This is a genomic window from Gordoniibacillus kamchatkensis (genome assembly GCF_000829455.1).
GTDB lineage: Bacteria > Bacillota > Bacilli > Paenibacillales > NBRC-103111 > Gordoniibacillus > Gordoniibacillus kamchatkensis.
On sequence record NZ_JXAK01000090.1, the window covers coordinates 1 to 17,595 of the forward strand.

Annotated in this window: 18 protein-coding genes and 1 pseudogene; 6 read left to right on the plus strand and 13 right to left on the minus strand. The window is 59.8% G+C overall.

Features of this window, described 5'->3' with window-relative positions; genetic code table 11:
* Together SD70_RS36580 and SD70_RS30135 are read right to left on the minus strand one after the other, a co-directional pair.
* On the minus strand, positions 1–1,043 hold a 1,043-nt coding region (locus SD70_RS36580; protein WP_156158275.1), incomplete at its 3' end, for an energy-coupling factor ABC transporter ATP-binding protein.
* Positions 1,031–1,861, minus strand: coding sequence for an ATP-binding cassette domain-containing protein (locus SD70_RS30135; protein ID WP_041052273.1), 831 nt, complete (start codon positions 1,859–1,861; stop codon positions 1,031–1,033). The genes SD70_RS36580 and SD70_RS30135, both read right to left, overlap by 13 nt.
* Before the next feature lie 124 nt (positions 1,862–1,985).
* Between SD70_RS30135 and SD70_RS30140 the strand changes: the two genes are divergently transcribed.
* Positions 1,986–2,567 (plus strand): biotin transporter BioY, encoded by a 582-nt coding sequence (locus SD70_RS30140; RefSeq protein WP_041052274.1) that lies wholly within the window; start codon positions 1,986–1,988, stop codon positions 2,565–2,567.
* A 1,198-nt stretch (positions 2,568–3,765) separates the two neighbouring features.
* On the opposite strand, the gene SD70_RS30145 is transcribed toward SD70_RS30140, so the two are convergent.
* The 3 genes from SD70_RS30145 to SD70_RS30155 form a co-directional block, all read right to left on the minus strand.
* On the minus strand, positions 3,766–5,247 hold the full coding sequence (locus SD70_RS30145) for an oligosaccharide flippase family protein (protein WP_041052275.1): 1,482 nt from the start codon (positions 5,245–5,247) through the stop codon (positions 3,766–3,768).
* Between the two features lie 303 nt (positions 5,248–5,550).
* Positions 5,551–6,459 (minus strand): cysteine synthase A, encoded by a 909-nt coding sequence (cysK, locus tag SD70_RS30150; RefSeq protein WP_197081232.1) that lies wholly within the window; start codon positions 6,457–6,459, stop codon positions 5,551–5,553.
* A gap of 77 nt (positions 6,460–6,536) precedes the next feature.
* Positions 6,537–7,856: an MFS transporter gene (locus tag SD70_RS30155; RefSeq protein ID WP_052488063.1), complete on the minus strand. Its 1,320-nt coding sequence runs from the start codon at positions 7,854–7,856 to the stop codon at positions 6,537–6,539.
* A gap of 176 nt (positions 7,857–8,032) precedes the next feature.
* Between SD70_RS30155 and SD70_RS30160 the strand changes: the two genes are divergently transcribed.
* On the plus strand, positions 8,033–8,254 hold the full coding sequence (locus SD70_RS30160; RefSeq protein WP_156158276.1) for a hypothetical protein: 222 nt from the start codon (positions 8,033–8,035) through the stop codon (positions 8,252–8,254).
* 18 nt (positions 8,255–8,272) lie between these two features.
* Positions 8,273–8,620, plus strand: a complete 348-nt coding sequence (locus tag SD70_RS30165) for a hypothetical protein (protein ID WP_041052278.1) — start codon at positions 8,273–8,275, stop codon at positions 8,618–8,620.
* A gap of 90 nt (positions 8,621–8,710) precedes the next feature.
* Here the strand turns inward: SD70_RS30165 and SD70_RS30170 are convergent, their stop codons facing one another.
* The 4 genes from SD70_RS30170 to SD70_RS30185 all read right to left on the minus strand — a co-directional run bounded on the left by SD70_RS30170 (position 8,711) and on the right by SD70_RS30185 (position 10,955).
* The gene (locus SD70_RS30170; RefSeq protein WP_041052279.1) at positions 8,711–9,250 is read right to left on the minus strand and encodes a hypothetical protein; all 540 of its coding nucleotides are present in this window, start codon (positions 9,248–9,250) and stop codon (positions 8,711–8,713) included.
* 6 nt (positions 9,251–9,256) lie between these two features.
* A complete protein-coding gene (locus SD70_RS30175) occupies positions 9,257–9,646 on the minus strand; it encodes an MmcQ/YjbR family DNA-binding protein (protein WP_041052280.1) in 390 nt (129 codons plus the stop codon).
* 110 nt (positions 9,647–9,756) lie between these two features.
* Positions 9,757–10,176, minus strand: coding sequence for a DUF350 domain-containing protein (locus SD70_RS30180; protein ID WP_041052281.1), 420 nt, complete (start codon positions 10,174–10,176; stop codon positions 9,757–9,759).
* A gap of 104 nt (positions 10,177–10,280) precedes the next feature.
* Positions 10,281–10,955, minus strand: coding sequence for a PspA/IM30 family protein (locus tag SD70_RS30185; protein WP_041052282.1), 675 nt, complete (start codon positions 10,953–10,955; stop codon positions 10,281–10,283).
* A gap of 159 nt (positions 10,956–11,114) precedes the next feature.
* Between SD70_RS30185 and SD70_RS30190 the strand changes: the two genes are divergently transcribed.
* Complete coding sequence (locus SD70_RS30190) at positions 11,115–12,017, plus strand: complex I NDUFA9 subunit family protein (RefSeq protein WP_231571672.1); 903 nt, start codon at positions 11,115–11,117, stop codon at positions 12,015–12,017.
* Between the two features lie 47 nt (positions 12,018–12,064).
* Here SD70_RS30190 and SD70_RS30195 read toward each other — a convergent pair whose 3' ends face one another.
* Both SD70_RS30195 and SD70_RS30200 read right to left on the minus strand, forming a co-directional pair.
* Positions 12,065–12,580 (minus strand): GNAT family N-acetyltransferase, encoded by a 516-nt coding sequence (locus SD70_RS30195; RefSeq protein ID WP_041052284.1) that lies wholly within the window; start codon positions 12,578–12,580, stop codon positions 12,065–12,067.
* 131 nt (positions 12,581–12,711) lie between these two features.
* Positions 12,712–15,083: pseudogene (locus tag SD70_RS30200) on the minus strand (endonuclease MutS2).
* A 347-nt stretch (positions 15,084–15,430) separates the two neighbouring features.
* Between SD70_RS30200 and SD70_RS30205 the strand changes: the two are divergent.
* Positions 15,431–15,793, plus strand: coding sequence for a phage holin family protein (locus tag SD70_RS30205; protein ID WP_041052285.1), 363 nt, complete (start codon positions 15,431–15,433; stop codon positions 15,791–15,793).
* Positions 15,794–16,038: 245 nt separating this feature from the next.
* Positions 16,039–16,413, plus strand: a complete 375-nt coding sequence (locus tag SD70_RS30210; protein WP_041052286.1) for a cupredoxin domain-containing protein — start codon at positions 16,039–16,041, stop codon at positions 16,411–16,413.
* 97 nt (positions 16,414–16,510) lie between these two features.
* Here SD70_RS30210 and SD70_RS30215 read toward each other — a convergent pair whose 3' ends face one another.
* A complete protein-coding gene (locus SD70_RS30215) occupies positions 16,511–17,068 on the minus strand; it encodes a CvpA family protein (RefSeq protein ID WP_041052287.1) in 558 nt (185 codons plus the stop codon).
* 19 nt (positions 17,069–17,087) lie between these two features.
* Complete coding sequence (locus tag SD70_RS30220; RefSeq protein WP_156158277.1) at positions 17,088–17,276, minus strand: hypothetical protein; 189 nt, start codon at positions 17,274–17,276, stop codon at positions 17,088–17,090.
* Positions 17,277–17,595: the final 319 nt, after the last annotated feature.

Consider the following 17,595-nt stretch of genomic DNA (forward strand, 5'->3'; position numbering starts at 1 on the left):
TGACTTCTGGAACAGCCAGGCTGAGGTTCAGCTGAGCAGCCGCCGAGAGAAGCGGGTCGAGCCGTAAGCGGGATGCTGCCGGGCGAACCGCCCTCCGACTCAGGCGGCTGACCGCTGGGACAGGCAGGCTGAGGTTCTGCCAAGTTGCCGCCGGGCGAAGCGGGTCGAGCCCTTGCAGCGGTCCAGCCGTGCAATTCGGTTCCCGCGTGCAAAGCAACGCTGATGGCGTCTGCCATCGCGTCGGCCGACGGATCGGCAGCGACGTTCAGTCCGCAGCGCCGCAGCAAGACGGCTGTCTCAATATAAGCCGGCAAACCGACGCCCGCCTGCAGCAGCAGCTCCGGCCTTTCCGCCAACTGTGGCGGCACCGCGTCGGCGGCAATTTCGCCGCCGCGCAACACAAGCACACGATCCGCAAGCGGCAGAAACGTGTCAAGATCGTGCGTAGCGATCACAATGCCGGTGTGTGGCACCATCGCGCGCCGACGACGCAACCATTCGGCAAGCGCAGCCGTACCGGTCGGATCGAGCCCGGCCGACGGCTCGTCAAGGAACAGCCAATCCGGATCGGCCACGACCGTAGCGGCCAAACCTATCCGCCGCTGCTGCCCTCCGCTGAGCGTGAAAGGCGAACGCGCCAACACGGCGGGCGGCAACCCAACTGCGGCAAGCGCAGCAGCCATGCGGGCGTCCTGCTCCGCCTTCGGCAGCCGATACGGCCGTAGCGAATAGCGCAGCTCCCGCTCTACGGTAGCAGCGAACAAGTTTTGTCCGGGCTGCTGAAACAAGGCTCCGATGCGGCGGTTTACCGCGGGATCGACACGGCCTTTGCGCCATAACGGCCGGCCGTCGTAAGCGACATTGCCGGACAGCGGCGGACGGACCCCGGTCAGCGCGTCGAGCAGCGTCGATTTGCCCGAACCGGCAGCGCCGACGACAACTGTCAGTTCCCCGCCCTGAAGCGTCAGCGAGACGCCTTGCAAGAAAGGCTCCTTCCCGTCCGCCGACGCCGGCACGCAAAGGCGATCGGCTACGATCGGCATAACGCCGTCACCGCCTCCCCAAGCTGTTCCGGAACGATCGGCAGCACAGGCAGCTCGTATCCCGAGCGGAGCAGCCGCCGCCCTACCTGCACCGCATACGGCGGCATAAATCCGAGCCGCTCGCAAGGCGACCGCCAATCCGCCTCCGTCCCATCCCAACCATAAAAAAATGCGCGGCTGTCGCCGTCAAATACAATGCTGCCGTTCTCCAGCGCGATAACCCGATCCGCCGCAGCCGTTTCTTCCAGCAGCTGCGTCACCCATACGACGGTCATCCCTTGCCGGTGCAGCGAACGCATCGTTTCGAGCAGCCTGCGGCGGGCGAGCGGGTCGAGCATCGAGGTCGCTTCGTCCAGGACGAGGGCGTCCGCGTCAAGAGCAAGGCTGCCCGCCGCGGCCAGAAGCTGCTTCTGGCCGCCTGACAGCGCCCGGCTCGGATGCGCCAAGCCAACGCCCAGCCCGACTCGTTGCAATGCCGACCGTGCCTTGGGCTGCATCGCAGCCTGGGCGACGGAAGCATTTTCGAGCCCGAATGCGATGTCCTCGAACACCGTCTCGCCGACGATTTGCGCCTCCGGATCTTGAAGCACGAGCCGCGTCCGCAGCCCTTCCCGCACCGTCAGCGTCCCCGCGGACAGCGGGCAGAGCCCTGCCAGCACATGCGCCAGCGTACTTTTGCCGCTGCCGTTGCGGCCGACCAGCGCGACCCATTCCCCTTCGGCGACGGTCAAGTCCAGCTCACGCAGCGCGGGCTGCACGCCTTGCGGCGTATGGAACGCGACGGAAGCCCGCCGCAAGCTAAATGCCGATTGTTGCACGCAATTTCCCCTCTTTTGCGCCTAGCACATTTATGTTATACTGCCAATTGTTAACCAAGAAACTATGTTGTTGGTTAACAATTCAACAGGCACATTATAACAAGAAAAGAGGTTTTGGGAAACGATGAAATTTATCTCCATCCGCGGCCTTACGATGAGCGCCTTATTCGCCGCTCTGCTCGTCGTGTTCAGCTTCGTCCGCATTCAGATCGGGTTCTCGCCGGTGCCGATCACGCTGCAGGCGCTGGCGGTCATGCTCGCCGGCGCCTTTCTTGGCCCGCTCTACGGCTGCATCAGCATGCTGCTCGTCGTGATCCTGACGGCACTCGGCCTGCCCCTGCTCGGCGGCAGCGGCGGGATGGCGGTGCTGCTCGGCAAAACCGGCGGCTTCGTTTGGATGTGGCCGGTCTCGGCTCTGCTCATCGGATGGGCGCTGCAGCGCGTCAAAGGCATTGGCGCTACCGCCTATATCGTCACGTTCCTCGCCGCCGAGCTGTTCGGCTCGCTGCTCGTGTATGTGTCCGGCGTGCCATGGCTCGCGCACGTCGCGCAAATTCCTTTCGCCAAGGCGATGGCGCTCGGCTGCTACCCGTTTCTTATCGGCGACGCCGTCAAAGCAGTCGTAGCCACGCTCGTCGCCGTACCGATCCGCCAAGTGTACACGTCGCAGCGTCTTAGCGGAGACTCGCAAGTCGCCAAGCTGTAGTCCGCCGCAGCGCGGTGCCGCTCTTGCTAGTGGACAAGCGGCTTGCGCGATCATTCGGGGCGGGGCGTACGCGGTTGCCGTGGCGATGCCGAGAACCGGATGCGGCGTTGCCGCGTTCGTCCCGCCGTTTTTCAACCTGCGTCGATACCGCTGCTGTTGCAACATCAAAGCGGCTTTCGGGGAGGCAGCTTTCACTCGGTCATTGCCGGAGGCATATATGCAGCTATGACGCCGGGCATATGCCAACTTTTTGGCGCAACGTCTCAGTTGACTTGAGCGCTTCAAGCGGACGCAGACGGAAACTGGCGAAGATGCCATGTCGAACGACATACATTACACGCGAGGTGAAGGGTGAGACCGGATGGCGGAAAATATTTCCGCTATTTAGGACGATGCTCATTCCGGTTCTTCGCGGATGTGTCGGACGGTTGGATTGAGAGGAGGGGCCGAAACAACACACCTCGAAACGGCCACCGGTCCCAAACCAACCGGTGCTTGTATGCTGCATTAAAGCCCGCCATACGGTGCTGCATGCTGCATTAAAGACCGCCATAGGGTGCTTTATGCTGCATGCTGTTTGCTGCAATTAAGCCCGCGTTCCCTAATCAGCGACTTTACGGACGCAAATTTCCACGCAAAATGGACTAACCAGCCAGTAGCGCCTCAAAGTTCGCTCCGTACGAATTTTCGTCGCTATTTAGAGAACAATCGGTCCTTGCACCTTCATTCCGTCAAATCGGCGCCTAACAGCGTCCCGTAAGACGCTGCAGAGCGAACATGTTCTTTAATCAAACCAACCCGCCTCCAAATCCAGTACCATGGCGGCTTGTTCCTACAAAACCCAACCCGCCGCAGAACAACCACGGCATCTTGTGACCAACACCACAGCAAATGCCGCACCAGCGAGGTAAAACGCTCACCCGGGAAGCTCTGCAACCCATAGGCCCTGCTCCAGCATATTTCGGTAACAAAAAACCTCCCGCCAGCCGAACCGCTAGTCAGCATAGCGGCACTCATGGCGCGGAGGTTTGCTTATAGATAAACGCACACATCCAAGGGAGGCACAAGCCATCCGAAATCACTCAAGTCCAAGAGACGGCGCAAGCCATCCGTAATCACACACGTCCAAGCGACGGCGCAAGCCATCCGAAAACGCGCACATCGTACGGCCGAAGCCAACCTCTTTCCCCTAAGCACTTCAATGCTTATGCCTGAAAGCCCGGATACGGCTCAAAGCGAATTTGCGGGATTCGAGGGCGAGCGTCAGCGCGACAAGACCTGCTACGCCGGCAATGACGAACAGCGTGAACCATGCGCCCGTATAGCGGCCGATCTCGAGCAGGGCGCCGAGACAGAGCGTCGGAACGAGCGGCTCGCCGTACGCCTCCTTCCAATTGAGCACGAACCCTTCATGGTAAAAAAACCATATCGTGAACAAGGCCGAACCTGCCCAGCCGCCGGTATAAATCCATACCGCGAGCACAGGGTTGCTGGCCGCGATGAACGGCACGACCGCGACGACGCCGATGCCGGCTGCGATCATGACCCAGAAGTTCGCTTTCGTGCGGCCGATACCGGCCAGGATGTTGCCGCCGAGCCGGCTCACCGATGAGAAAAACACGCCCAGCGCCAGCAGCCGGATATACGTCGCCGAATCGCCGTTCGTATACTCGTTGCCGAACAGAAAACCGTTGATTTCGTTCGGGAACAGACAGATGAGCAGCGTCATCGGATACAGCAGGAAATTGTTGTAGCGGATGCAAAGCGTGCCGCGCCGCTTGCACTCGAGCCAGTCCTTGGAGCTTTCGGCGACGAACGGGAACGTGACGATCATGAACGCCCACGTGACGATGCCGATGAAGCCGGTAATGCGCATGCCGTTCGTCAAATAGCCGACCGCCACGACCGAACCGGAGCCGATCACCATGACGAGAAAAGGCTGCTGAAACGCTTTGGCGATGTTGCCCGCCCACATCGGCACGCCGAACGCCAGCATCTGCCGCATTTCCTTCACGCTGAGGCGGCCGATCCAGCGCGGGCGGTGTACGGTTTGCGCCCTCCAGCAAATGAGCGCAGCCGTAACCGCGGCGCCGATTCCCATCCACAGCGATACGGCGGGCAGCACTCCGCCCCGGCCCAGCGGCACGACGACTCCGATCACCGTGCCGAGCGTAGAGAAGACCGTCGTCATCACCATGAACAGCGCCTGCGTCGCGAACTCACGGTTGCCGGAAAACGACGAGACGCCGACGTTCACGACCGAGTTGAAAACGAGCATGATCCCCCCGACGGCCAGCGCCTCCGCCAGCTCGGGCAGCCGGTACATGTGCGCCAGCAGCGGCGACAGCGCCGCCAAGAGCAGACCGATCACGATGCCGGACGACGTGCTCCCCGCCAAAGCGTAGCGAAACTTGTCAGCGACAGCGGCCTCCGCTTCCGTCGAAAACGCATACACCAGCGCCGAAGTAAAGCCGACGTTCAGAAACAGCCCGGCCATCCCGAAAATTTGCAGCAGCAAGTTCACTTCCCCGAATTTCGCCGGATCGCCCAGCACTCTCGCCAGAACGATGCTCCCGACCGTCTGCAGCAGCTGATTGACGAACAGCCCGAGCGCAATGATCAGAACGTTCTTGAGCAGAAACCGCTGGTTGTCGCTTAACCGTTCACCGGATATTTTCATGATGCGTCAGTCTCCTTCGCCCTCTGCCGGCCCTATGCGAGTCAACTTTTGCTTCCCATGGTACTTTATTCCCCTCCCCCTGAACAGTCCACACTTCCGGCGGAATCTGGCGAAATCCGGAGTGTGCTGCAGAACGGGTACGATCTTTCCGCGAACGGCAGTCCTCACCAAGCAAAATGGCCCGTCCACCGCCCTCGGGCAGGTAGACAAGCCATTTTGTCTAAAGAGGAAGATTACGACGCATTAAGACAGCGCATTTCCCGAGAAATATAAGCACCGTTATAGAACATAGCGATATAAATTCTAGAAAATATCCATGCTAAGGTATCGTTCGCCCGTATCCGGAGCGATGCACAGCACCCGCTTGCCCCGCCCGAGCTTGCGCGCGACTTGCAGTCCCGTCCATACCGACGCCCCGGCCGAAGGCCCGACCAGAATGCCTTCCTGCGCGGCGAGCCGGCGCGTCGTCTCAATCGCGTCCTCGTCCGCCACCTGCACGATCTCGTCGTACACGCTCGTGTTCAGAACCGGCGGTACGAAGCCCGGGCTCGTCCCGACCAGCTTGTGCGGCCCCGGCTTGCCGCCGGAAAGCACCGGAGAGCCTTGCGGCTCCACGACGTAAATGCGTATGCCCGGCAGCTTCGCGCGCAGCACTTCGCCCGTACCCGTAATCGTCCCGCCGGTGCCGGACGTGGCGACGAACGCGTCGAGCCGCCCGTCCATCTGCTCGATGATTTCCGGCGCCGTCGTCACCCGGTGCATATCCGGATTGGCCGGATTCTCGAACTGCTGCGGGATAAAACTGCCGGGGATTTGCTCCCTCAGCTCCATCGCCTTGCGGATAGCGCCAGGCATCCTTTCGGCGGCAGGCGTCAGCACGACTTCGGCGCCATACGCTTTGAGCAAATTGATCCGTTCCTTCGTCATGTTGTCCGGCATGACCAGAATCGCTTTGTAGCCTTTGGCCGCGGCGTTCATCGCCAGCCCGATGCCCGTATTGCCGCTTGTCGGCTCGATGATCGTCGCCCCCGGCGCCAGCAGCCCGTCCTTCTCCGCCTGTGCGATCAAATTATAGGCGGCGCGGTCTTTCACGCTGCCGCTCGGATTGAAGTATTCGAGCTTCACGTACAGCTCGGCGTCGTCCGGACCGACGAGCCGGTTAATTCGTACCGCCGGCGTATCGCCGATCAGCTCTGTAATGCTGCTTACCATTTTGCGGCTCACCCGGTTGCCCTCCTCGCCAAATCTTGTATGTGCCTTTTATTGTAGCCGATGCCTTCCCGCCTTTGTCAAGCGGACTTGGCTTTGGCGATAAATTGGCCGCGCATGAACCACCAGCTCAGCAGTGGCGACGCGCCGATGACGAGCAGCAGCGTCGTGAACACAGGCGGCGACTTGCTCCAAAACGTTACGGCGACGAACAGCGAAGTACCCATGACCCGCCCCGCGCTTAGCGCCAGCTCGCGCATGACGATCAGCTCCACGCGCCGCCGCGCGCTCTCCGCGCTTTGGCCGATCAGATCGAAGACGGACGACGTCATCGGGATGGAGTACATCGGGAAAAACAGCGCGGTCCCAATGCCGAACACGAGCAGCGTCAAATAAGACATTTGCCAAAAGAACGGCACGATGACGAGCGTCATGGCCAGTACGCCCGCCAGCATGCCCCATTTGCGCAGCCGCGGCTTCAGCAGCTTGCCCACGAGCCAATAGCTCGCGAAGGAGACGGCCGACGTAATGAGCGCGAAACTGCCGAGCTTCGATTCGTCCGCCGTGGAAATATAGACGAGCAGGCCGATAATGAAGCCGAACACGCCTTCGCGAAAACCTTGCGCCACGAGCGCGGCGGCGACAGTGTGCCAAGGCGTCTGTTTTTGCCGCAGGCAGGTGACCATGTAGCCCCAGGCGTAATCGTCCTGAACCTTACGGTTGCGCAAAAAGAAGCTGGCGATGACGCCGATAAGAAAAATGCCGAGCGATACCGAGAAAATCGTCCGATACCCGGTCATTCCCGGCATATGGACGATGACGAGCCCGGATATCCAAGGCGCCGTCATGCCTGCGCTCGAGCCGAGCACACCGGCCCAGCCGTTGAACCGGTCGCGCGTTTTCGGGCCGGTCACCTCGAAGTAGACGACGTTGTACGCCAGCCAAAAAAATCCCGCCGCCATCCCTTGCACCGTCCCGAGCAGCCATATGTACGACACCGCTCTCGTCCCGAACAGCAGCACGAGCAAGTAAAACGTCGCCGACACCGCGACGCCGAGGCGCAGCGCGTACATTTTGTTGTACTCCTTCACCCATTTGCCGGCGAGCCAAAACGTTAGCGCCATCGCTACATAAATGCACAGCGTAAAAAAGCCGATCATCGCAAAATTGCTTTTTGCCTTCCACAAATAAACGCCGACGAACGTGCCGGACAAGGCGTTGGCCGCGGCGAACAGGCCATTCACAACGAGCAGCAAAATGGTCTGCGGCGTAAACTTCCCCTTGCGCTCCGCCTCCTCCATAGCCCGGAGCGCTTTTTGCGCCCCGCTCACGGGAATCGTGTGCGGCTCCGGCTTGCGAAGTCCCGGGGCAAAGCGGAATTTGACACGGCCCTTCTGCATACGGCTCTCATCCTTTACCAATGGGAAATAGCAGTTGTTAAACTGCCCCAATCGGCGGCGAAACATAAGCGGGGGAAAGGTTATGGGGGATATTGGAAACCACTCGCGCACGGTGCATGAAAACGAAATTTCAACAGATACTTTGTTTGAACCAATTCATGAAAGGACTAAGCGCCATGACAAATGCACAGGGACTATATTTTTGTTTGGCTATCACCTTCATCGTTGCCGCTGCCATTGTTTACTCCGTCGTGAAGCGGACGAGAGACGACGAATACAATCAAGATTCCGGACAACGGGCCGCAACGTATTCCATTGTCGGGATGCTCGCATTTCCGCTGTTCATTATTTTGGGAATCAGTATTATTTTGATCGTCATGTTTTACCATTCTTCTTGAGAAAAGGGGAAGAGATTCGTGGAAAAAAAGCCTTACTATGTTTCCGTTCAAGCGAAAACCGTCATGGAGAATCAAGGCGATGCCGCATATGAACTGGAAATCGAAGCGACGCCGGAAGACATTGAAAGGCTCAAGACACTGTTCGAATATATGGGCGATTTTGATCACGGAACGTTCATGAAGTCGCACGCGTTAGCTTTCCCGTATCACCTCGACCCCGAAAACGACGGCTACGACACCAATCTGCGGGCCGTGTACGAGATGATGTACGAATGGGGCACGCCGGAAACGAAACGGCATATCGAACAGGCCGGCTTGCTGCGCCTGGAGCCGAATAACGAATATGCAAAGAATCAATCGCCTTAACGGTCAAATAGCCGATGTCCACGAGGACGCGGCTTTTTTTCGTCGGGATGTAACCCGAGCGCAACAATGAAAAAAGCGCCGACCTTCCGGTCAACGCTTGATCGCCGCATCTTTGAGCGCTTCCACCATGAGCAGCCGGTCCGCTTCGCCAAGTCTCGTTTCGACCTTGAAGCAGGACGGGCACACATATACCTGGAGCTTGTAAGGCGCGTGCAGGAAAGGCTTGCCGAGAGGCAGCGGCACGACCGGCGTGAACGCCTCCTTGGCGACCTCCTGGTCGCCGGCGTGGAGCATCAGCTCGCGGCAGCTTACGCACTCCGGCGCTTCCTCCTGCTGCTCGAGACAAGCCTGCACCGCTTCTCCGTACGTATCGAGATCTTCCCCGCCCACCCATTCGGCGTCGGGCACGTCCAGGCCGTCCCATTCGTCCTCGTCCAGCACGTCTTCGTCGTCTTCGTCCGGCTCTCCGTCCGGCTCGTGCCGCGAAGCGCCGGTTTTCAAATTCACTTGGATGCTGCGGTAGCTGCCCAGCTCGTTAAAGCAGTGCGGACACACTTCCTCCGGGCCGATCTCGGGATCCCATACGATCTCCGTCTGGCACCAAGGACATATCGTATTTTGTTCATTCATGTCTGGCTATCCTCTCTGACGTCTTTCCTTTACGAAGTCGATCCATTTTTTCGGCGCACGGGCCAAGTACGCACTCTCGATAGCGCCGGCGATTTCGTCCCAGCCTGCATCGCGGTCAAGCCGCAACCCGACCCAGCCGAGGTGCCCGACGTACGCAGGAATATAGTACCAGTCCGGCGCCGATGCTACAAGCGTGCTTTGCGCTCCCGGCGGCGCCGCACACCAGAGCGCCACCTTGCCATCGCCGTGATGATTGTTGCGGTATGCGGCGAAAGAGCGCTTCTCCTCGATAAAAAAGGTAGGCGCCCCGTGGCTTAACCGCTCGCTCGTCGCGGGCAAGGAAAGGCAAAATTCCCTGATCCGCGGCAAATAGCCTCCGCTATCGTGCAACTCCATCCATTCCCGCCCCTTTTGCAACGAGGTTGCTTGTCAGTGATTCACGAAATAATACACGCCGCAGGCGAAAAACACCGCGGCCAGCGCGAACAGCGTTCCCCACAAATATTTCATGTAACGCAAGCTCCGATCACGTACGAGACCGAGATCGAGATCATCATCGAGAGCAGCCCTACGGCCCGGTTGTCGCGCTGAATTTCGGCATCCACCTTAAACAGCGGAGTCAGAAGCTCGAACAGGAAATACGACGCAAGCAGCAAAACGAAGCCGTACCCCGCCCACATGAGCGAGTGCCAAATCGTATCGTTGTTCAAAATGGCGAACCGGAACAAGTTGCAGATGCCGAAAATTTTGCCGCCCGCCGCCATCGCAACCGCCATATTCCCTTTCTTGATCTCTTCCCAATCGTTGTACCGCGTAATCAAATTGAAAATGGTCAAGCAAACGACGAGCGCCAGCGCCGCTACCGAGAAATAAGCCAGCGTCCCGACAAAGGGATTGCTCAACAACCGATCCACCTCTTCCCGCAAACTCAAGTTTCCCCCTTCCGTTTCACGAACATAACGTCTCCGAAAGAGCGGAAGAGACTGAAGGGGGGCTTCAGTCTCTCGGGCAATCATTTATGAAGATTATATCACGACTGTTTCTTCTGAGCGAGCTTCGCTTTCAGCGCCGCGAGCTCGTCGTCGACGCCGCCGCTCTTGTCGAGCTGCTCCAGCTCGTCGTCGAGCGAACGTTTGGAGGAAAGCTCCCCGCTCGCTTGCGCCTCGGCCTCAAGCTGCAGCACCTTTTCTTCCATGCGGGAGAAGCCTTTGGCCGCGTTGTCGACGCCAAACCCGGAAATCGCCTGGTTGATTTGCTTTTGCGCTTTCGCCGCTTCCGCGCGGGCGACGAGCACCTCGCGCTTGCTTTTCATTTTGTTAAACTCGTCTTTCATTTCGGTCAGCTGCGCGCGCAGCTTGTCGGCGTTCGTCTTGGCCAGGTCGTACTGCCGCTTCATTTCCTCAAAGCGAGCCTGATGCTCCTTCTTGTCTTCGAGCGCGCGGCGGGCAAGATCTTCGTTGCCTTGCTCCAAAGCTTTCATCGCTTGCTCTTCGCGCTTTTGCACCATCTCTTCGGCTTCCTGGTACTGCTGCTGGAACTTCTTCTCGATCGCAATCTGCTTCGCTACCGCCGATTCCGCTTCGACGATGTCTTCCTCCATGTCGCGCAGGAATTGGTTCAGCATTTTGACCGGGTCTTCCGCCTTGTCGAGCAAATCGTTAATGGATGCCATCGTCATATCGCGCAGTCGTTTGAAAATTCCCATCGTTTGTTCTCCTCCTACCAAATGGTTCGGTACGTTTTCACACTGTTACATACGCACGCCCTTGCCGGACGTTTCAAAAATTTTTTTCAGCGGACAATGATGATATAGTTATACATAAAAGCACGAACGCTGCAGTCAAGGAGGCGGCCCAAGTTGAAAGTGTTTGTGACGGGAGGAACCGGGTACGTCGGCTCGGCCATACTCAAGCGGCTGCTTGCGGACGGCCACGAGGTGCGCTGTCTCGTGCGCGGCGGCGCCGGAAGGCTGCGCGGAGCAGGCTCCAGCGCCGATGCGGCCGAAGGGCGGCTCGTTGCGGCCTGCGGCGATTTGCTGGCGCCGGATTCGTACAAGGAAGCGCTGCGCGGCACCGATGCGGTGGTGCACCTTGTCGGCATCATCCGGGAGAAGCCGCGCCGCGGCGTCACGTTCCGCCGCATCCACGTTGACGGTACGGACATGCTTGTAACGGCGGCGCGGGAAGCCGGCGTTCCCCGCTTCGTGCACATGAGCGCGCTGGGGGCGCGTCCGAACGCCGTGAGCGGATATCACCGAAGCAAATGTGAGGCGGAGGAGCGGGTGCGGAGCAGCGGCGTTCCGCATACCATTTTTCGGCCGTCGGTCATCTTTGGGCCCGGGGACGAGTTCGTGAACATGCTGGCCGGCCTCGTCAAAGCTCCGGTAACTCCGGTGTTCGGCAACGGGCTGTACCGGATGCAGCCGGTGTCGCTGCATACGGTGGCCGACGTTTTCGCCAAAGCGCTCGCAGCGGACCCGGCCGGCGAAACGTACGAAGTCGGCGGCCCCGAGCAAATACCGTACAACGAAATGATCAAGGAAATCGCCCGCGCGCTCGGCCGTTCCGTCCGCCTCCTGCATATGCCGCTGTGGGCGGCAAAACCGCTCGTCAAAACGATGCAGCGCTTTCCTTTCTTCCCTGTCACCGAAGACCAGCTGACGATGCTGCTCGAGGAAAACATTTGCCGCGACGGCAACCGGTTCGTGCAAGTGTTCGGCGTCCCGCAAATCCGGTTCGCGGACGGCATTCGGGAATATTTGAAGTGAGAAAATGGCCCAGCTCCCGCACCGCGGAGGCTGAGCCATTTTACCGCTTACCCGTCAGTCGGCTGCTCCGGACCCGGAAGGTCGAGCTGATAAAACGCCAGATCGAGCCAGCGCCCGAATTTGAAGCCAGCGCGGCGAATCGTACCGGAGTGAGTGAAGCCGAGCTTTCTGTGCAGCTCGATACTGGCCTCGTTCGCCGCATCGATGCCGGCGACGAGCGTAGCGACTCCTTGCCGCTCGGCAAGGCGAATGATTTCCTGCAGCAGCAGCTTGCCTGCGCCGCGGCCGCGGAAACCGCGATGCACGTAGACGGAATGCTCTGCGGTATATTTGTACGCGGGCCAAGCGCGGAACGGGCCGTACGCCGCGAAGCCGACGACGTTTCCCCGATCCTCCAGCACGACGACCGGATGCCCGCTTTGCCGCTTGTCCAAGTACCACTGCCGGCGGTTGTCCAGCGTCTGCGGCTCATAATGATACACGGCGGTTGTGTTCACGATGGCGTCGTTGTAAATGTCCAGAATGTCCGGCAAATCCGTTTCCTGCGCAAGTCTCAGCTCCATGTCCGCTTCACTCCTCGCTTCTTTGCCCGTTTGCCCTTTGCCGCGGTCCGGCGGGAAAAGGGCGTATGCTGCCTTGGTGCGGGCGCCCCGCAGTTACTTCTTTGCGACGGCGCGTGCCTGATCCGGTCCTATTATTTGAGCTCGACGACCGTGACGCCGTTGCCGCCTTCGTTATAGTTGCCATAGCGGTACGACTTGACGTGCTTGTGGCGGCGCAAATAGTCCTGTATGCCCGAGCGCAAAATGCCGGTCCCCTTGCCGTGAATCAGGTACACCTGACCGAGATTCGACAAAAACGACTCGTCGAGGAACCGATCGGCTTCGATCAGCGCTTCCTCCAAATTCATGCCGCGCATGTCCAGCTCCGTCCGCGCGTTCTCGTCCCGGGTGCGCTTCACCGTCGTCGCCGTGCGCTGCACCGGCTTCGGCTTGGCCGCGGCTTCCCCAACCGGCTCGAGCTGGTCGCGGCGCACCTTCATTTTCATAATGCCCATCTGTACGATCGCTTCCGCGTCCCCAGACAGCTCGACGACGTGCCCCCTCTGGCCGAGATGCACGACCCGCACTTCGTCGCCCGGCTGCACGTCCGCCGCCTTCCTTCTGGCTCCGTCCGCAGCCAAGCCCCGCTGTTTGCGCAGCTGCGGCTCCGCCTGTTCGAGCCGGCGACGCGCTTCGGTCAGCTTATGCTCCTTGAAGCCGCCTCGCTCTTCGAGCGCCATGCGCCGCAGCTCGGCGATCACTTCATCCGCTTCGCGCCGCGCTTTCGCCACCGCCTCCCGCCCTTCGCGCTCGGCTTTCTCCAGCAGCTTGTCGCGCTGCTCGTCGAATTTGCTGCGCTCGCGCTGCAGCTCGGCCCGCAGCTGACTGGCTTCGCGCCGCAGTCGCTCGGCCTCATGCCGCTCCTGCTCGGCGGTCAGGCGGTTTTCCTCCAGCGTCGCAATCATCGACTCTACGCGCTGATCCTCTTCGCCGACTTGGCCCCGCGCCGCTTCGATAATCGGCCGCATAAGCCCGAGCCGCTCGGCGATGGCGAAAGCGTTGCTTCGCCCCGGCACGCCGACAAGCAGCCGGTACGTCGGGCTCAGCGTAGCGATGTCGAATTCCATCGAGGCGTTGATCGTCCCTTTTTTCTCGAAAGCGTAAGCTTTCAGCTCCGGGTAGTGCGTCGTTGCGATGATGCGGCAGCCCATGCGGTGAATGTAATCGAGAATGGCGATGGCGAGCGCCGACCCTTCCGCCGGGTCCGTGCCGGCGCCAAGTTCGTCGAGCAGAACGAGGCTTTTCGGCGTCATATCGCGCAGGATGCCGATAATGTTCGTCATGTGGCTCGAGAACGTACTCAGATTCTGCTCGATGCTCTGCTCGTCGCCGATATCGGCATAGATCGCGTCGAACACGCACAGCTGCGACCCTTCCTCGGCAGGGACGAACAAGCCGGACATGGCCATCAGGCTGAGCAGGCCGACCGTTTTGAGCGAGACGGTTTTGCCGCCGGTGTTCGGGCCTGTCACGATGATGGTCGTATACTGGTTGCCGAGCTCGATGTCGAGCGGCACGACGTTCTCGGGAGCGATGAGCGGATGGCGGCCGCGCTTGATTTTGAGGAAGCCGCGGTCGTTCATGATCGGCAGCGTCGCTTTCAGCTCGCGGGCGAGACCGGCTTTGGCAAAATGAAAATCGAGCAGCCCGAGCAGGTCCGTGTCGGCAAGCAGCTCGTCCGCGGCTTCGGCGACGGCGGCGGAAAGCATGCGGAGAATTTTCTCGACCTCGGCCTCCTCTTTCATGCGCAGCTCTTTGAGCTTGTTGTTCAGCGCCACGACCGATTCGGGCTCGATGAACAGCGTCGCGCCGGAAGCCGACTGGTCGTGAATCAGTCCGCCGAAATGAGCCCGGTACTCCGACTTGACCGGAATGACATACCGGTCGCCGCGGATCGTGACGAGGGCGTCCTGCAGCATTTTTTGTACCGAGGGGTTGCGGATCATTTGCTCGAGCTTCTCGCGCACGCGCGCTTCCCCGCTGCGCAGCTCGTGGCGGATGCGGGCCAGCTCCGGACTAGCCTGGTCGAGAACCGCGGCATTGTCGTCGATGCAGCTTTTGATCTTGTCCTCAAGCGGCTTCTGTTCGCTAAGCCCTTCCGCCAGCGTGAGCAGCGTCGGGATCGCGAATTCTTCGTTCATGGCGATAAGAAATTTTTTGAGCGGCGCGAGCCGTTCGACGTCGTCGCAATATCGAGCAGCTCGGACGGGTTCAGCATGCCGCCCACTCTCGCCCGGTGCAGCGCCGGCCGAATATCGCGGATGCCGCCGAACGGCGCTCCGCCCTTCAGGCGGTCGACGTTCGCGGCCTCGTCCGTCGCTTTAAGGCGCCGCTTCACCTCTTCGAGGTCGCCCGAAGGGCGCAGCGCTTGGGTCTGCTCCTTGCCGAGCGTCGTCGCCGCATAATTGGTCAATCTATGAAGAATTTTCTCGTATTCGAGCGTCTTAATGATCTTTTCGTTCAACTTCTCCAGCCTCCCGGGGCGAATGCAATCGTCTCTATTATAACCAACGGTCGGGCCGGAAAGCGAATGAGAGTATGAGTTGCACCCGTTTTTTCCGGACGGTGCCGGTTTGGGCCAATGTTCGGGGGCGGGCTGCAAAAGCCGAATTGGTCCGTGCGGCGCGGCATATTGACCGCTGGCGGAAAGTTCCTTTCATAGGAGTACCGCAGTTGGCACATTCTATTGGGTGCACCCATCGTCGACGCGCTGCCCGCAAAAGGCCTGGGACTTCCGTTCCCGCGAGCCGCTTGCCGCATCAGCTTCTTTCGTTGGGTAGCACCCGATCCTAAAGAAGAGGAGGTACCGCGATGCATTTTCTTGGTCACTTGGTCAGGTTTATTGTGTCGGCATTGGTATTGCTGGTGGTAGGTTGGATCGTTCCGACCTTTACAGTCGGCGGCTTCTGGAGCGCTTTCTTCCTGGCACTCGTCATCGCGGCGGCGGGATGGATTATTGAGGCGATATTCGGCAAGCGGGTTACGCCGTTCGGCCGCGGCATCGTCGGTTTTCTCGTATCCGCGCTCGTCATCTGGCTGGCGCAGTTCATCGTCAGTGGAGTGTCGACAACGTTTATCGGCGCGATTTTGGCCGCTCTCGTGATCGGCATCATCGACTTGTTCATCCCGGTTTCGACGCCGTTCAGCGACAACCGGAACGAACGCGCAACTTAACGCCATGTGAGGATAAACGGTTTACGCCGTCCTTTGGGACGTGCGCGTTAACCGTAGCGGAGTCAGCCTTATGCAGCAAAAAATCCATCGACGGCCCACGGCCGCCGATGGATTTTTTGCGTTTCTCCATGAGCGGCAATTCCCTTTAGGATGTTGTCAACGATTTGTCACTGAATTTACCAGCAGTATGCGCTATGATGAAAACGTAGCTGTTAACCATCGTTCTGAACGGGGGAATTCGTCATATGAAAAAACTGATCGTAATTTTGGGCGTCATCGCGCTGGCACTCGGGCTTGCCGCCTGCGGCAGCAACCAAAATTCCGCGCCGAGCCCAAGCGCCGCACCGGACCCGAACGCGCAGCAAGTGAAAATCGAGGCGACGAACTGGCAGTTCAACCAACCCGAATATCACGTCAAAAAAGGCCAGCCGGTCACGATTACGTTCGATTCGAAGCAAGGCATGCACAGCGCGACGCTGAAAGACTTTAACGTGAAGCTGGACACCAACAACAAAACGGCGACATTCACTCCGGACAAAGCCGGCTCGTTCGAAATCCGCTGCATGATCCCGTGCGGCCAAGGCCATGCCAACATGGTTTCGAAGCTCGTCGTGGACTAATCAAAACGATTCGTATCAAACCAACAGCCCCATCGCTGACGACAGCGGCGGGGCTGTTTTTGCATGGCGAGACCAGCCAACAGGGGGTTCCGGGAAATTAGACGATCGAGCCTCCGGAAGTTGTTTCCCATAAGTGCCGCAATTTGCCGGCAATGGCGGGAAAACCGTCCAGCGCGTAAGGAGCCAGCATGGAGTGCTGAAGCAGGCTCTGAATCGGGTCCGACGGCAGTATCGTCATGACATTGACGCCGACGACGACGATCAGAGCCGCCTCGGCTAACCCGAGAAGCGCTCCGGCGGAACGGTTGACCAGATTAAGGCCCGGTGCCTTGGCGATGAAGTTGAGCGCATGGCCGGCTACGACCAAGGCGAGCTTGACGCCGAAAAACAGCAGAGCGAACGAGATGGCGTTAACGATATACGTTTCTAGATTCAACGTTTTGGCGAAAAACTCGTATTTCTGGTACGTCTGTGCGGATGGCAGAGCGATCGTGTTTTTCACGATCGGAGCCAGATCGCCGTAAAACTTATAGGCCACAATGTAGGCGACGAACAGCCCGGCGAAAGAAACGATCTGGCCGATAAAGCCGCGCGAGTATCCGAGCACCAAGCCCCCGAGCACGACGGCGAGCAAAACCCAATCAAGTCCGTTCATAGCCGCAGCCCCGCTCCCGTCATCGGCCTTGCTCGCCGAGCTCGAGCTCGATCCATTCGTTGAATTCGGTCTGCAGCTTGGCGTATTCGTCCTGCAGCTGGCGGTAGTCGCGGCGCAGCGTATCCAGCTCTTCCTGCAAGCGCGCGTCCGGCTCTCCGGCCGCAGCGCTTTCCGCAAAAGCGGCAAGCTCCTCCTGCAGCCGCTCCACTTCGCGCACCAGCTCGCGTTGCCGGCGGTCGGCGGCTTGCTGCAGTTCGGCCGTCCGATCTTCCCACTCGAGCTGCAGCAGCTCTCGCTCTTCCTCAAGCTTTAGCAGCAGCGCCTCCTCGCTCAGCCCGCTCTCGACGGCGCTGCGCGCGCTCTGCTCCCGTGCCTCCGCAAGTTCCGCTTCGGCCCGCAGCTTCTGCAGCCGCTCGTCGAGATCGGCGATTTGCCGCAGCGCATGCTGATACTCGCGCTGCAGCTGCTCGCGCTTCGCTGGTCAACTGCTGCCGCTCCGCCGCAGCTTCAGCCGCTGCCGCCTGCTG